This window comes from Streptomyces vastus, from assembly GCF_039532825.1.
GTDB lineage: Bacteria > Actinomycetota > Actinomycetes > Streptomycetales > Streptomycetaceae > Streptomyces > Streptomyces vastus.
On sequence record NZ_BAAASJ010000097.1, the window covers coordinates 119,730 to 135,312 of the forward strand.

Sequence of the window (15,583 nt, forward strand, 5' to 3'; positions counted from 1 at the left end):
CTCGGCTGGGTTTGGGGCGCGGGGGTGACGTGTCGGCTTACCGAGCGCTGTGCGGCACGCGGTGGAACAGCAGATCGTGCACCACATGTCCCTTGTCCAGGCCCTGGCTCTCGAAACGGGTCAGCGGGCGGAAGTCCGGACGGGGCGCGAAACCGCCGTCCGGCTGGGTGTTCTCGAAGTCCGGGTGTGCGGTGAGGACTTCGAGCATCACCTCGGCGTACGGCTCCCAGTCCGTGGCGCAGTGCAACAGCGCGCCGGGCTTGAGGCGGGACGCGGCGAGTGTGAGGAAGTCCGGCTGGATCAGGCGGCGCTTGTGGTGGCGCTTCTTGGGCCAGGGGTCCGGGAAGTACACGCGCAGTCCGCCCAGGGAGTCCGGCCGGAGCATCTCCCTGAGCAGGATGATCGCGTCGCCGTTCCCGACCCGGATGTTGGACAGGCTGTTCCGGTCCGCGAGATTGAGCAGATTCCCCTGGCCAGGGGTGTGCACGTCGACGGCGAGAATGTTGGTGGCGGGATCCGTGGCGGCCATCTGCGCGGTGGCCTCGCCCATCCCGAACCCGATCTCCAGCACGACGGGCTTGTCGTTCCCGAACATATCGGTGAGGTCGATCTTCCGCCGGCCATCGATATCCAGCCCCCACTTGGGCCAGAGCCGCTGCAAGGCGTCGGCCTGCCCATGCGTGACCCGACTCCGCCGCGGCTGAAAACTACGGATCCGCCGCTCGAAGTGGGACCCGGCGGGATCGGCACGGGGGCCGTCGGGGAAGCGGGGTTCGCCTTTGGCGCGCGGGTGGGGGTGGCGGGGTTCTTCGGTGTTTTGGCGCTCAGACACAGTGCGTTTCATTTTACGTAGCGGGTTGCCTCCGGCGGTTGGGCGGGTGGGTTCGTTTGCGGGTGCGGGTGCGGGTGCGGGTGCGTGGGTGGTTGCTCGCGCAGTTCCCCGCGCCCCTGGGTGGGTGGTGGGTCGGGGCCGTGGGCCGGTGCGTCAGCCCGTCGCAGGGTGGGCATACGGCCCTTCGGCTTCCACAGGGCGCAGGTGACCTGAGACAGAACCTACGCGACGGGCATACGACGCACCGGCCCACGTCCCCTCCCGCCGGTGGGAAGCTGCGGGTAGTTGGGGGTGCGGGGAATCGCAGGCTATGGCTTTTCAGGGGCGCGGGGAACTGCGCGACCAGCCACGACCGACTGGCAGCCGCGACACGACATGTCACCCCCACCCCCTGGCGGGGGCCTGGGGCGCAGCCCCCCACGCGGCGGAGCCGCAAATTGATACAGCCGGGAAGGGGCGGGGCTGGGGAAAGAAACCCCCGCGGTCACCCCAACGCCTCCAGAACCCTCCGCCCCACCTCCCGCCCAATCGGAAGCGAAGCGGTAGCCGCAGGGGACGGCGCGTTCAGCACATGCACCGTCCGCGGCCCTTCCCGCAGAAGGAAGTCGTCCACCAACGTGCCGTCCCGAAGGACCGCCTGGGCGCGGACGCCCGCAGAAGCCGGAACCAGGTCATCCGGAGTAACCGCGGGCAACAACCGCCGCACAGCCCCGGCGAACGCCCCCTTGGACAAAGACCGCCGCAGCTCACCCCCGCCATACCGCCAGTGCCGCCGAGCTATCCGCCAGGCTCCGGGCCAGGCAAGCGTCGCCCCCAGCTCCCGAGCCCGCACGGTCCGCCAGTCATACCCCTCACGGGCCAACGCCGGCACAGCGTTCGGCCCGATGTGAACGCCCCCGTCGATCCCGCGCGTGAGATGCACCCCGAGGAACGGAAACGCGGGATCCGGCACCGGATACACCAGCCCCTTCACCAGCCAGGGCCGCGCCAGCGAGTAGTACTCCCCGCGGAACGGCACGATCCGCATCCCGGGCTCGTCCCCCGCAAGGCGAGCGATCTCGTCACAGTGCAGCCCCGCACAGTTGACCAGCACACGCGCGCGTACGACGTCCCCATCGCCCGTACGAACAGCGACCCCCAGATCGGGCCGCCGGTCGATGTACGTGACCTCCGCCCCGTACCGAATCTGCGCCCCCGAAGCCTCCGCGAGCTGCCGCGCGACGCCCACGAAGTCGCAGACGCCGGTCGTGGCGACATGAATGGCGGCCAGCCCCCGAACCTCCGGTTCGTACTCGGCGATCTGGGACGCGCCCAGCTCCCGTACCGGAATCCCGTTCTCCCGCCCCCGCTGCACCAGCGCATGCAGCCGCGGCAACTCGTCCCGCTCCGTGGCGACGATCAGCTTCCCCGTCACGGCATGCGCGATCCCGTACTCCGCACAGAACTTGACCATCTCGGCCGCACCCCGCACGGCATACCGCGCCTTGAGGGACCCGGGCCGGTAGTAGATGCCGCTGTGGATGACGCCGCTGTTGCGCCCCGTCTGGTGCTGGGCAGGTCCCGGCTCCTTCTCCAGCACCATCACCCGAGTCCCCGGCGCGGCCCGCGTAATCGCATAGGCCGTAGACAGCCCAACGATCCCCCCGCCGACCACGACCACATCACAGTCATAAACGATCACGCGCCGCACCTTCCCACCTCCCACTTAGATAGTGCACTGCGCCACTGACAACGCGCTGAAACCCGCGCCCCAAAGGGGCGCGGGGCGGTGTCAATTAGCGGTTCCGCCGCGTCGGCGCGCTCTACGCCGGAGCCACAAGCAACGGCCGAGCCCTCTCCCGCAACTCCATCACCCGCGGCTCATCCCCATACGGCTCCAGCCGATGCAGAAGATCCTTCACGTACTCCGTGGTGCGAGCAGAAGAGATCCGCCCCGCAACCTCCACCGCCCGCACGCCCTGCTCACACGCGGCGTCCAGGTTCCCCGACTCCAGCTCGGCGACCGCGGACACCACGAGCCGCAGGCCGTGCGACCGCACGAACTCCTCCGTCGGCTTCGACAGCGCCTGCTCGGTGAAGCGCCGCACCTGGCGCGGAGCCTTGAGATCGCGGTAGCACTCCGCGGCATCGGCGGCGAAACGGTCGTACGAGTAGAAGCCCAGCCAGGACGGGTCCTGGTCGCCGTCGCGGGCCCGCTCCAGCCAGCCCTCGGCGGACTTCAGGGCTCCGCCGGCCGCCTGGGCGTCACCGGCGCGCGCGTGTGCGCGTGCTTCGACGAGGCTGAAGAAGCTCATGGTGCGGGCCGTGGCCAGGCCGCGGTTGCGCTCCAGGGCGGCCTGGGCGAGGTCTACGCCCTCGTCGCCGAAGCCGCGGTACGTCGCCTGGAGGGACATGGAGGCCAGTACGTAACCCCCCAGAGGCACATCGGCCGCCGCGCGCGCGAGACGCAGCGCCTGGATGTAGTACCGCTGTGCGGCCTCCTGCTGGCCGGTGTCGAAGGCCATCCACCCGGCAAGGCGGGTCAGTTCGGCCGAGGCACCGAACAACGCCCGGCCCACCTCGTCCGAGTACGCGCCGAGCAGCAGCGGCGCCGCCTCCACTCGTAAGCACTCGGGCACCATGGACGAACGCCAGTCGCCGCCTCCGTACTTGGAGTCCCAGCGCCTGGCGTCCTCGGCGGCCTCACGCAGCTTCTGTACGTCGCTGTGGCCGACTTTCAGCGGTGCTCCGGAGCCGTCCACAGGGCTCGCGTCGCGGGCCACCGAACTGTCGGCCGGGGTTATCAGCCACCGGGAGGCGGGAGTCGCGTACGCGCTCACCGCGAACGAACCGGCCAGCGACTGCCAGATGCCTCCGGAGCCGGCTTTGCGCCCGGCGAGGTCGAGACGGTACAGGTCCGTCGCGGCGCGCACGGCCTGTCCTACGTCACGGGGGAAGGCGAGGCCCACTTCCGGGGCGGGATCGGCGTCCGCCAGACCGATCTCGTGGAGCGGTACGGGGCGGCCGAGCTTCTGGCCTATGGCCGCGGCGATGAGGTGCGGGGCGGCACCCTGCGGCACCATGCCCTTCGACACCCATCTCGCCACCGAGGTCTTGTCATAGCGAAGAGTCAGTCCGCGCTGTGCGCCAAGATCGTTGACGCGACGGGCGAGGCCTGCGTTGCTGATTCCCGCGAGGGCGAGAACGGCGCCGAGCTTTTCGTTCGGCCCGCGTTGCTCCCTGGACATGCGCCACCCCTCGACACAGACGGCTGCCGCGTTGGCATAACCACGCGGCATTCGTAAACCCAGCGTAGTTCGCCGCATCCCATGCGTTAAGAGGCATAGTTCCGGATGGCGAGATTGTGGTCCGCCAGGAAGTACGCAGCGTTGTGGTGTGCTCCCGGTGTGTGGCTGTGCGCCCGGCCGTGCGCTCTTCTCCGGCCACCGTCGAATCGCTTCCATGGATCCTGCGTGGGTCGGCCCGCTGTACTGGATCCAGCGGGCTGGGGGACACCGCCGTCTCATATCCCCGCGGGCGGCGGACCGGTCCGGGAGGCGAACTACGCCTCCCGGATCGTGCGTTGCGCAGGGCCTGTACGGAGCGTGTGCACGCCTGTGCGCCCACCGCTGATTTGGCTGATTTTCGCCCCTGCCTTCTGAGCTCGAAAATCCCTCCTACCATGGCACTTGAGGGCGCGTTGGGTGTCGTGGGGGAGCGAACCGGGGGCGCATTCGCGTCGTAATCTCCGCGCTCTGTGCGTGCGTTGGCTCCATTGCGGGCATCTCCCCAGGGGCGCACTCTGGGGTGCACAAGCGGCGGCAGGGACCCACCGGCGCGCTCTCTTCGTGGCAGCATGGTGCCCAGTTCGTACGGTGCACTGGTTGTCCACAGCCTGTGGAGGCGGCGATGCGGTGGTTGGTGGGGTGGAGCAGTACCGCCACTGCGGCTCCTGAGATCGGCTCGGCGGGGGCCACCGGCAGCGATGGCGAGACGGTGCACCCGGTGGGGTCCCAACTCCTGTGGGGCGACCCCGATCCGCTCTGGGCGGTCGGCGACTGGCGCCCCGACGAGGTGCGCGTCGTGAAGGCCGACGCACAGAACCGGATCGCGGTGCTCGGCACCTGCGGCGCCTCCGACGAACAGCTGCGCGTGGGCCTGGTCGCCGCGCGCGGAGGGGCGCTTCGCCATCTGACGGCCTGGTCCGGCAGCTACACCGCTGTGGTCCAGGTGGGCCGCCGGGTGATGGTCTGCGGCGATCTGGCGGGCGCACGGCCGGTGTTCTACACCCCCTGGGCGGGCGGCACGGCATACGCCACCGCCGCGCTCCCCCTCGCCGACCTCATCGAGGCCAACCTCGACTTCGGACACCTCGCAGCCATCCTCGCCGCCCCCGACGTACCCGCCGCCCTGCACAACTCCACGCCCTACCTGGGCGTGAAGCGCATTCCGCCGGGGCACGCGCTGATCCTGCGCGCCGGCGCACGCGAGATCGCCGGTTACGAACAGGTCGCCTCCCTCGCCGTCGCTGCCGCCACCGTCGACCCCGACAGCGCGGTGGACGCCGTACGCGACGCCCTGGTGGAGTCCGTACGCGCCCGCCTCGCCGCTCCCCGCCATGTCCCCGGCGCAGATGTGGACCCCGGTCCCGTGCCCGGCATGGGGCCGGCCGAGCGGCGTGCGGCGCGCGGCATGCCCGTACCCGGCATAGGGGCCGACCTCTCCGGAGGCCCCGCTTCGGGAACCCTCGCCCTCCTTGCCGCCGGCCTCCCCGGAATGCCGGGCACCGTCCTGGGGCACGGCACCGGCGCCGGTGAGCGCCTCCTCGCGGTCACCTTCAACGACCTCGCCGTGAAGGGCCGCGAGGCCGAACTGGAGCGTGCCGGGACGCTGGCAGCCAACCCCCGGCTGCACCACGTAGTGGTCGCCGGCGGCGAAGAGGTCCTCCCCTACGCCGAGTTGGAAGGCCCGCTGACGGACGAGCCGGGCCCCTCCCTCGTGACCGCCGCCCGCCACCGTGCGCGGCTCGCCGCGGGCAGCGCGGACCACTTCACGGGGTACGGCGCCCGACAGGTCCTGGACGCGCACCCGGCACGCCTCGCCGACCTGCTGATGGACCGCAAACGACGTCATCTGGTGCGCCCCGTCGCCGCGTTGGCGAAGGCGGACGGCTCGGTCATGGTCCCCGCGCGCGTGTACGGCGCGGCGCGCAAGCTCGCCCGTACGCCCTATCTCGTCGGCATACAGGGTCTCGCCGACCGGCTGCTGCACAGGCGCTTCGACGAGCCCGGAGGTGCCGTGGGGGCGTCCCTCGCCGCGCTCACCTGGGCCAGACCGGGCCCCGCCGCCCGCTGGCTCACCGGCGAGGCGCTCGCTGAAGTATCGGTTCGCCTGACGGGCGCGACGTCCAGGGCGAGTGTCGGCCCCGGCCAGCGCCCCGGCGACTTCCGAGCCCGCGCCGCCCTCGCACGGCACGCCGCCGACCTCCGCATCCTGGAACAGGCCGCCGAGGTCCGCTTCCAGCGCCTGCACGCCCCCTTCCTCGACAATCAGGTCGTACGCGCCTGCCGAGCCCTCCCCGAGGCCCTCCGAGTCCAGCCCGGCGCCCGAGCCGCCATACTCCGTAAGGTCCTGGAAGGCGCCGGCGTAGCCGACCTCCCTCCTGGCTGGGGCGCCCCCTCCCACGCCACCTCGGCAGCCGCCGCCCGCACGGGCCTGCGCGCCGCCGCGGACACCCTGGTAACCCTCTTCGACACCCCCCTCCTGGCCCAGGCAGGCCTGATAGAGGCCAGAGTCGTCCGCAAGGCCCTCCGAGCAGCGGCGGAAGGCGAACCCCTGCCCCTGGAGGGCCTGGCAGACCTCGTCTCCCTGGAGCTATGGCTCGGCCGCTTGCTGGACCGCAGGGGCACGTGCTGGACCGGAACGCCTGCGCGACAGCGGGCGGTGCCTGGGGGGATCGCGCCGGAGAGGGGTGCGCTGGGGGCGGGGGCGGCGGCTCGGCGGGGGTAGCGCCCCCGGAGCCCATACCCGTCCCACCCTGGGGCCAGGCCCCCAGAGCCTCGCCGGGGGGCTTGTGTGCCCCCGGACTCCCGCCAGGGTTGTGCCCCCGGACCCGGCAAGGGTTGTGCCCCCGGACCCCCGCCAGGGGCTCTGCCCAGACCCCGCGAAGCGCCGCGCCCCTTTGCTCCTCGGGGCTGCGCCCCTGACCCCCCTCGGGGCTGCGCCCCTGACCCCCCTCGGGGCTGCGCCCCTGAACCCGTTTCGGGGGCCAACCCCCGGTCCCCGGCTCCTCAATCGCCGGAGCGGCTGATTTTGCGCGGCCGGGCTGGTTTTCGCGGCGGGGCTGAGTCTCATCGCGGCGGGGCTGAGTCTCTGCAGCGGAGCTGAGTCTTTGCAGCCGAGGCCGGCATCAATCAGCCCGTCCGGCGTTTGAGGACGAGGCCGTTCAGGCCGATGGGGTCTGGGGCGGAGCCCCAGCGGGGCCCAGGGGCAGCGCCCCTGGCGGGGTCGAAGGGGCGGAGCCCCTTGTCTTCGGGAAGGCGCGGGCTTGGGGAAATGAAACCCCGCCCAGCACCCACCGGCACCCCGCCCACGTACGCGAAGCACGCACGCGCACCCGTACGGGGAAAGGGCCAACCCCCTTTCCCCGTACGGGCCTTAGCGAAGTGGCCGAACGCGCAGCACGCCCGCCCCATGCCCTACGCGGGACGCGACCGCAGCCCCTCCAGCAAAATGTCCAACAACCGCGCCGAAGCCGCAGCCTGCTGCGCCGCATCCGGCAGCGACGGCGCCGCCGTGGCGATCACCAGCAGCACGTCCGACACGGTCACGTCCGCCCGCAGCTCACCCGCCGCCCGAGCCCGCTCCACAAGCCGCCCCACCACCTCGAGCAGCTGAGCGGCCCCGGCGTCGTCGTCCGCCGAACCGACCTCCGCGTCGGTCCCCGACCGCTGCTCCACGAACCGCAGCTCACCGGAACCGGAACCGGAGCCGGATCCGAGGCCGGAGCCGTTGCCGGATCCGAAGCCGGACACCGAGTGCGCCCGCTGCTGCGGCACGAGCGCCTCGTCGAGAACCGCACCGTCCTCCACGACGCCCACCCGCAACACCTGCGGAGGCAACAACCGCCCCGCACCCGAAGCCACAGACGTCCGCAGAAAGCGCGAGAGCGCCGACCACGGCTCGTCCTCCTGGCCGAGCGCCGCCCGGGCCTGGTCGGTCAGCCGGGAGGTCTCCTCCTCGGCGATCCGCCGGACCAGGACGTCCTTGCTCGGGAAGCGCCGGTACACCGTGCCCACGCCGACCCGTGCGCGCCGCGCCACGTCCTCCATCGGCGCGCCGTATCCCAGCTCGCCGAAGACTTCGCGCGCCGCACGCAGTACGTGCTCCAGATTGCGCTGTGCGTCCACGCGCAGCGGTGTCGTCCGCGATGCGTCCCCCGCACCGCGTCCGTTCCCCATCGCCGCACCGACCGCGCCGCCGCCTGCGATGGCAGACGCGGATGACCAATGAGTTTCCTGAACATGCATATGTGTTCCCCCGGTAATGACGTCTCCCCCCGGAGACTCTCCCCGCCTTTGACAAGCCGGAGCGAGCGGAACAGGCATCGGCCCCACGACCCGTGGTACCCGTCGTACCAGTCGTGCGGACCCGCCGAGTGCTTCCCCCTACACCCCGATGACACACGAACATAGTTGAGTAAGGGTCAATTCAGAAGGGGCAGGTTCCGCACAGTGCGCCCCCCGATCGGACTACGGGCCGCATACGTCCCGATTAAGCCACCCACCCTCATCCCGTCCACCCCATCTGACCTGCACATCTTCCACGTACTCCGGCAAACCGGCCAACTCTGCGCGTCTCAGGCAGCCGGTCACACAAATTGTCGGGGCTGTGGACAAAATCAAGAGCGCGTTGCGTCATGGGTGGGTGAACACTGCGATCTCCCGGGGGACGACCCCCGAACGCCCGAACGGTGCGCGCATTCTCATCGTCGGTGGCGGTTACGTCGGGATGTACACCGCTCTGCGACTCCAGCGGAAGCTGAAGGCGGAGCTCAAACGCGGCGACGTAGAAATTGTCGTGGTCACGCCAGATCCCTATATGACCTATCAGCCGTTCCTGCCCGAGGCCGCCGCGGGAAACATCTCGCCCCGCCACGTCGTCGTGCCGCTGCGCCGTGTTCTCGACCAGTGCAAGATCGTCATCGGCGAGGCCCAGTCCATCGACCACGCCAAGCGCACCGCGACCCTCACCACACTCGCCACCCTGGAAGAGGGCGCGGAGCCGGAACAGATCTCCTACGACCAGCTCGTCCTCGCGCCCGGCTCCGTCTCACGCGTCCTCCCCATCCCGGGCCTCGCCGACCACGGCATCGGCTTCAAGACCGTCGAAGAGGCCATCGGCCTGCGCAACCACGTCATCGAGCAGATGGACATCGCCTCCTCGACCCGCGACCCCGCGATCCGCGACGCGGCCCTGACGTTCGTCTTCGTAGGGGGCGGTTTCGCCGGAGTGGAGGCCCTCGGCGAACTCGAGGACATGGCCCGCTACACCGCGCGCTACTACCACAACGTCAAGCCCGAGGACATGAAGTGGATCCTCGTCGAGGCCTCGAACCGCATCCTGCCCGAGGTCGGCGAGGAGATGGGCAAGTACACCGTCACCGAACTGCGCCGCCGCAATATCGACGTACGCCTGGAGACCCGCCTTGAGTCGTGTGTGGACCGGGTCGCCGTACTGAGTGACGGCGCGCGCTTCCCGACACGTACGGTCGTATGGACCGCCGGGGTGAAACCGCACCCGATCCTGGCCGCCACCGACCTGCCGCTGAACGAGCGCGGACGCCTCAAGTGCACCGCCGAGCTGACCGTCGAAGGCGTCACGCACGCGTGGGCCGCGGGAGACGCCGCCGCCGTCCCCGACGTCACCTCCAAGACGCCCGGCTCGGAGACCGCGCCCAACGCCCAGCACGCGGTGCGCCAGGCCAGGACCCTCGGCGACAACATCGTCCACTTCCTGCGCGGCGAGCCCTTGGAAACGTACTCCCATGCGTACGCGGGCTCGGTGGCCTCCCTGGGACTGCACAAAGGCGTCGCCCACGTCTACGGGCGCAAGCTGAAGGGCTACTCCGCCTGGTTCATGCACCGCACCTACCACCTGAGCAGGGTTCCGACCTTCAACCGCAAGGCCCGGGTGATGGCCGAATGGACGCTGGCGGGGCTCTTCAAGAGGGAGATCGTCTCCCTCGGCTCGCTCGAACATCCCCGTGCGGAGTTCGAACTCGCGGCCGGTGGAAAGCCTCCAAAGGACCCGAAGGGGTCGTCCTGACCGGACTCAGGAACTCCACCTCCGGGGCCGGCGTCTGACGGATGTCGGTCCGGTCGGACACACTGGTCCACGACCATGGGCGGGCCGACCGCTCGCCCTTCAATCCCACGAGGCCTGTCCCACAGTGAACTTCACGCGCTGGAGCGCCCGGCTCCCCGGAACGCAGCGCCGCGCTCAGGCGCGGACCGGCAGTTCGTCGAACGCGCTCCCCTCGGAGGGCGGCTCCGTGCCCGCGGCCCGCGCCGAGCGGCGAACCGCCGGCGAAGCCCCCGACACCGGTGACGTCGGCGACGACGAAACCCCACAGATCCCCGCTGTGGACGAACTCCCGGTCCGAGAGGTCCTCGACCGCATCCCGGCCCTCGTAGCCCTCGTACACGGCCCGGAGCACCGCCTCGCGTACGTCAACGACGCCTACGCAGAGGCCTTCGGCGCACGTCCGGTCGGCGAGCCCGCACGTGAGGCGCTGCCCGAGCTGGAGGAGATCGGCCTGCTGTCCCTCCTCGACCAGGTCCTGCGCAGCTCCAAGCCGCGTACGGTCCTGTCCCGCAAGGTCCCCAGCGGCCGCTCGTACACGTTCACGTGCACACCCGTCCCCATCGATGTGTCAGCCACCCCCGAAGGGGGCGGCGTACTGATCTTCGCCGCCGACGTCACCGACCAGGCCGTGGCCGCCGACCGCCTGCGCGCCAGCGAGCGCGAGCTGCGCGAGACCGCGGTCACCCTCCAGCGCTCCCTGCTGCCCCAGGACCTGGAGGAACCCGACGACCTGCGCGTCGCCGCGGTCTACCACCCCGGCGGCACGGAGGCCGCGGTCGGCGGCGACTGGTACGACGTGATCACCCTCGGCGGCGGCCGTACGGCCCTGGTCATCGGCGACGTCATGGGCCGCGGCGTACGCGCGGCAGCCGTCATGGGCCAACTCCGCACCGCCGTCCGCGCGTACGCCCGCCTCGACCTGCCCCCGCACGAGGTCCTCCAGCTCCTCGACGGCCTCGCCACGGAGATCGACGCCAACCAGATCGCCACCTGCGCGTACGCCGTCCACGACCCCAACGAGGGCCGCCTCGTGTACGCATCCGCCGGCCACCTCCCGATCCTCGTACGCGACGACAGCGGCACCGTCCTGCGCGCCGAGGAACCCATCGGCCCGCCCCTCGGCACGGGCGGCTGGATGCACGCCTCCGGCTCCATCCCGCTCGGCCCCGGCTCCACTGCCGTGCTCTACACGGACGGCCTGGTCGAGCGCCGCGACAAGGACCTCGACGAGGGCATCGCGGCCCTGGAGGAAGCCCTCGCGGGCGCCACCGGCACCCCCCAGGTGATCTGCGACCGCCTGGTCCGCTCCGCGGGCATGACGGCCGACCACGACGACGACGTGGCGGTCCTGGTACTCCAGCACCCGTCCCGTACGGGCTCCGACGGCGAGCTCTTCCGAAACGCCGCCCTGGAGCTGCTCGGCGGCGTGGAGGCGGCCCCACGCGCGCGTGCCTTCGCCTCCGGCGTCCTGACGAGCTGGCGCTTCCCCACGGACCTGCACGACCTCGGCGTCCTCGCCGCCAGCGAACTCGTCGCCAACTCCCTCCAGCACGGCACCCCGCCCATGCGCCTGCGCCTGCGCCGCACGGACCGCCGCCTGATCGTCGAAGTGACCGACGGCGACGACCACCTCCCACGCCGCCGCCGTGCCGAACCCGCCGACGAGGCCGGCCGCGGCATCGCGATCATCGCCACCATCGCCTCCAACTGGGGCTCACGCCGCACGCCCGGCGGCGGCAAGTCGGTGTGGTGCGAGTTCGCACTTCCGCGTGTCACATAGATCCGAGGCCGCGCGCCATCTGGCCGATCGCCGCACACGGTGCTAGTAGCTCCTCCATGGCAGAGGAAACGGAATCGGGCTTCCAGCTCACAGGCAGTGCTCCCGAGCGTTACGAGCAGTACGTCGCGCCGATCATGGCGCCCTTCGTCGAGGCGGTCGTGGACGCCGTCGACCTGTTCCCCGGAGCCACGGTGCTCGACCTCGCATGCGGCACCGGCTTCGCGGCGCGGGTGGCGGCCGCCCGGGTCGGTCCCGCGGGCCGGGTCTTCGGCGCCGACCCGAACGAAGGCATGCTCAAGGTGGCCGAAGCACACCACCCGCGCATGTATCCGGACATCGAGTTCACCGCGGCCCCCGCCGACCAACTCCCGTACGCGGACGGCACCTTCGATGCGATCGTCTGCCAGCAGGGCGCCCAGTTCTTCCCCGCCCTGGACGCGGCGCTCGCGGAGGCGGCGCGCGTGACCCGCCCCGGAGGCCGCTTCGCCGCCACCATGTGGGCGTCGCTGGACAAGTCCCCCTACTTCGCCGCCCAGCACCGCACCATCGCGGAACACGGCGGCCCGGAAGCCGCCGAGGACTTCACGGCCGCCTTCGTCCCCGCCGAACGCCTCACGACCGCCCTGCGCCGAGCAGGCTTCCAGGAGGTCACAGACCGCGAGGTCACCTTCGGCATCGCCCTACCCCAACTGGCGGACTTCGCCACCAGCCACCTCTCCGCGATCCCCTGGGGCCAAGCGATCATCGAAACCGGCGGCCAGGAAGCCCTCACCAGCGCGGGCCGCATGGTCCACGACCTCCTCAAGGCCCACACCGCCCCCGACGGCACAGCGACGCTCTCCTTCACCTCGACCCTGGTCACAGCCCTCCGCTGACACAAAGAGGCGGCCGCCACCCCAAGGTGACGGCCGCCTCTCCACCGCTTCAGACCTTCGCCGATACGGCCCCCGAAGCCTCGGCACCCCGCGCGACCACCCGGCTCTTCGCCGTCGACGGCTGATTCTGCACGGGAGTGAGCTGCCGCCCCAGCCGCACGGCCAGGAACGTGATGCCCAGCGAGAACAGCAGAAACGTCACGACGTACGGTCCGTGCAGTGCCGCCCCCATCGGCCCGCCCACCGCAGGACCGACCGCCAGCGCAAGCTGCTTCACCAGCGCGAACGCCGAGTTGTACTGCCCCGCCATCCCCGCCGGCGCAAGATCGGCGACCAACGGCGCCACGGTCGGCGACAGCATCGCCTCACCGAGCCCGAAGAGCGCGTACGTCGAGATGAACGCGGCCGTGGCCATGGCCTGGCTCCCGTGCCCGAGCCCCGCGTACCCGGCCACACCCCACGCGACGGCCCAGATCAGCCCGACAGCCGCGATCACCCGAGAGCGCCGACGCCGCTCCACGAACCTCAGCACCACGAACTGCGCGACCACGATCACCGCCGTGTTGGCGGCAAGCGCCGTACCAAGCGTGGAAGTCGAAATCCCCGCCGCCTCGACGCCGTACGCACTCAGCCCCGACTCGAACTGCCCATAGCAGGCGAAGAACAGCACAAACCCCAGCACACACAACTGCACCATGGCCCGATTACCGAGAAGCTCCTTCCAGTTCCCCTTGGCCCGCGGCGCCCCGCTCCCGATCCGCGGCGCATCCGGCATCCGCACGGTCGCCATGATCCCGACCAGCAGCAGAAACATCGCCGCCTCGACCGAGAACAGCAACGTGAAGGAACCCGGCCGCGTGGCATCGACGAGATGCCCACCAATGAGCCCACCGACTCCCAGCCCGAGATTCTGCAGAAAGAACTGCATGGCGAAGGCTCGCGACCGAGTCCCGGCAGTCGAACAATCCACGATCATCGTCGCAAGCGCCGGCTGCATCACGGCCTGCCCCGCCCCGAGCACCCCCGCGGCCGGCAACATGCTCACCGCGCTACTCGCAAGCCCCAGACTCAACGCACCCAACGCGGCAGTGACCAGGGCGACAAGCAGCACCGGCAGCGCACCACGCCGGACGATGGCCCGCCCGGCCAACGGCAGCACAACCAGCGCGGCCACCGCGAAGACAGCAAGCACAAGCCCCGCCGTCACAGCACCGAGCTCCCGCACCTGAGCCACATAGACGTACAGATACGGGACGGTGAAGCCGAGCCCAAACGCGCCGAGTGCGTTGCCCACATGGATCCGACGCATCGCTGCGCCCCTCGCCCTGGTCACTTTCACCTGCTTCAGTAGTTCACAGAACTTAGAAGTGAAGACTTCAAAGCTAAACTTAGATCCTGAACTCTACACACTGAAGGACTTAGACACCAAGCGAGCGCATGCCATACTTCGGCCCATGGGCGACACCCCCGGCGCCGGCGAGCCGACACTCGAAGAGCAGATCGCCGCGTACCAGCGCGAATTCCAGGACCTCGACCCCCAGGTAGAGAAGATCGTCTCGGCCCTCGGCCGCCTCAACCGCCGTATGAACGTCGCCTACGGCCGCCAGACCGCCACCCTCGGCATCAGCAACGCCGAGTGGGAGGTCCTCAAGGCCCTCGTCCTCTCCGGCGCCCCCTACCGCATGGGCCCGAGTGACCTCGCCAAGCGCCTCGGCCTGACCCCGGCCGCGATGACCCACCGAATCGACCGCATGGTGGCCGAGGGCCTGGTCACCCGAGAGCGCGACGAGTCCAACCGCGTACGCGTCATCGTGGAGCTCACCACGGATGGCCGCGAGAAGTGGCTGGCAGCCATGCGCCTGGCCAGCGTCTTCGAAGAGGACCTGCTCCAGGACCTCTCCCAGGAGGAACGCGGCGTCCTCGGCGACGTCCTGACCCGCCTCCTCCGCCGCGTGGAACACGCCCAGCCGGACGCCGGCGGCCGGCTCACCGACCTGGACTGACGGCACCCCCGGAGGTTTGCCGAGCCGTCGCCCAGGGGAAGCTTGACAACCCCCTCGTGGATCCGTAAGGTTCTTCGAGTTGCCACGGGGCCGTAACGGTTCTGCGACAGCACCTCCCGCCGCAGAAGCGGCACACCAAACCACTAGTGTGATCTCCCTACGGAGTCAATTTCGGCATGCCCGAATTGAATTCCCTTGGGGCCAGGCAGCCCGATTAGGAACTGCCGACAGCATCCGCTAACGTTTGGAACGTCGGAACGGCCCAACAGCCGGGAAGGCAAAACGAGTTGACTGGGGTTCAGGCCCGAAAGGATCTGCTACAGTCGACATCGCCGGAAGGTCGAAAGGCCGGAAAGCAAACCTCCTCCGACGGGGAATCGGACGCGAAAGAGTCTGGTAAAGTCGGAAACGCAAGACCGAAGGGAAGCCCGGAGGAAAGCCTGCGAGGGTGAGTACAAAGGAAGCGTCCGTTCCTTGAGAACTCAACAGCGTGCCAAAAATCAACGCCAGATATGTTGATACCCCGTCCACCGGAAATCTCTGGTGGCGAGGTTCCTTTGAAGAAAACACAGCGAGGATGCTGTGAACCCTTCCGTTCATTCCGCGGAGGGTTCCGCTCTCGTGGTGTCGTCCCGCAGTCTTTAATTGGACGCAGCCGGGAATACATTCACGGAGAGTTTGATCCTGGCTCAGGACGAACGCTGGCGGCGTGCTTAACACATGCAAGTCGAACGATGAACCACTTCGG

General features: G+C 70.0%; 10 protein-coding genes and 1 rRNA gene. 6 read left to right on the forward strand and 5 right to left on the reverse strand.

Annotated features, from left to right (window positions below):
- Nucleotides 1-37: 37 nt before the first annotated feature.
- From trmB to ABD357_RS30570, 3 genes are all read right to left on the reverse strand, one after another.
- The gene (gene trmB, locus ABD357_RS30560; protein WP_344394247.1) at nt 38-844 is read right to left on the reverse strand and encodes a tRNA (guanosine(46)-N7)-methyltransferase TrmB; all 807 of its coding nucleotides are present in this window, start codon (nt 842-844) and stop codon (nt 38-40) included.
- A gap of 472 nt (nt 845-1,316) precedes the next feature.
- Nucleotides 1,317-2,522: an L-2-hydroxyglutarate oxidase gene (lhgO, locus tag ABD357_RS30565; RefSeq protein ID WP_344394248.1), complete on the reverse strand. Its 1,206-nt coding sequence runs from the start codon at nt 2,520-2,522 to the stop codon at nt 1,317-1,319.
- Nucleotides 2,523-2,634: 112 nt separating this feature from the next.
- Nucleotides 2,635-4,059 carry an NsdA family TPR-like regulatory protein gene (locus ABD357_RS30570; protein ID WP_344394249.1) on the reverse strand — a complete coding sequence of 475 codons (1,425 nt, stop codon included), beginning with the start codon at nt 4,057-4,059 and terminating at the stop codon, nt 2,635-2,637.
- A gap of 661 nt (nt 4,060-4,720) precedes the next feature.
- On the opposite strand from ABD357_RS30570, the gene ABD357_RS30575 reads away from it, so the two are divergent.
- A complete protein-coding gene (locus tag ABD357_RS30575) occupies nt 4,721-6,820 on the forward strand; it encodes an asparagine synthase-related protein (RefSeq protein ID WP_344394250.1) in 2,100 nt (699 codons plus the stop codon).
- Between the two features lie 689 nt (nt 6,821-7,509).
- On the opposite strand, the gene ABD357_RS30580 is transcribed toward ABD357_RS30575, so the two are convergent.
- A complete protein-coding gene (locus ABD357_RS30580; protein ID WP_344394251.1) occupies nt 7,510-8,340 on the reverse strand; it encodes a TetR/AcrR family transcriptional regulator in 831 nt (276 codons plus the stop codon).
- 397 nt (nt 8,341-8,737) lie between these two features.
- Here ABD357_RS30580 and ABD357_RS30585 point away from each other — a divergent pair, with 397 nt between their 5' ends.
- From ABD357_RS30585 to ABD357_RS30595, 3 genes are all read left to right on the forward strand, one after another.
- Nucleotides 8,738-10,138: an NAD(P)/FAD-dependent oxidoreductase gene (locus ABD357_RS30585; RefSeq protein ID WP_344394252.1), complete on the forward strand. Its 1,401-nt coding sequence runs from the start codon at nt 8,738-8,740 to the stop codon at nt 10,136-10,138.
- A 124-nt stretch (nt 10,139-10,262) separates the two neighbouring features.
- Entirely contained in the window at nt 10,263-11,957 is a 1,695-nt protein-coding gene (locus ABD357_RS30590) for an ATP-binding SpoIIE family protein phosphatase (RefSeq protein ID WP_344394253.1), read from the forward strand.
- Nucleotides 11,958-12,013: 56 nt separating this feature from the next.
- On the forward strand, nt 12,014-12,832 hold the full coding sequence (locus ABD357_RS30595) for a class I SAM-dependent methyltransferase (RefSeq protein ID WP_344394254.1): 819 nt from the start codon (nt 12,014-12,016) through the stop codon (nt 12,830-12,832).
- 49 nt (nt 12,833-12,881) lie between these two features.
- Here the strand turns inward: ABD357_RS30595 and ABD357_RS30600 are convergent, their stop codons facing one another.
- Nucleotides 12,882-14,141 carry an MFS transporter gene (locus tag ABD357_RS30600; RefSeq protein WP_344394255.1) on the reverse strand — a complete coding sequence of 420 codons (1,260 nt, stop codon included), beginning with the start codon at nt 14,139-14,141 and terminating at the stop codon, nt 12,882-12,884.
- A 145-nt stretch (nt 14,142-14,286) separates the two neighbouring features.
- Here ABD357_RS30600 and ABD357_RS30605 point away from each other — a divergent pair, with 145 nt between their 5' ends.
- Together ABD357_RS30605 and ABD357_RS30610 are read left to right on the forward strand one after the other, a co-directional pair.
- The gene (locus ABD357_RS30605) at nt 14,287-14,835 is read left to right on the forward strand and encodes a MarR family winged helix-turn-helix transcriptional regulator (RefSeq protein ID WP_344394256.1); all 549 of its coding nucleotides are present in this window, start codon (nt 14,287-14,289) and stop codon (nt 14,833-14,835) included.
- 666 nt (nt 14,836-15,501) lie between these two features.
- A 16S ribosomal RNA gene (locus ABD357_RS30610) occupies nt 15,502-15,583 on the forward strand; the annotation flags it as partial.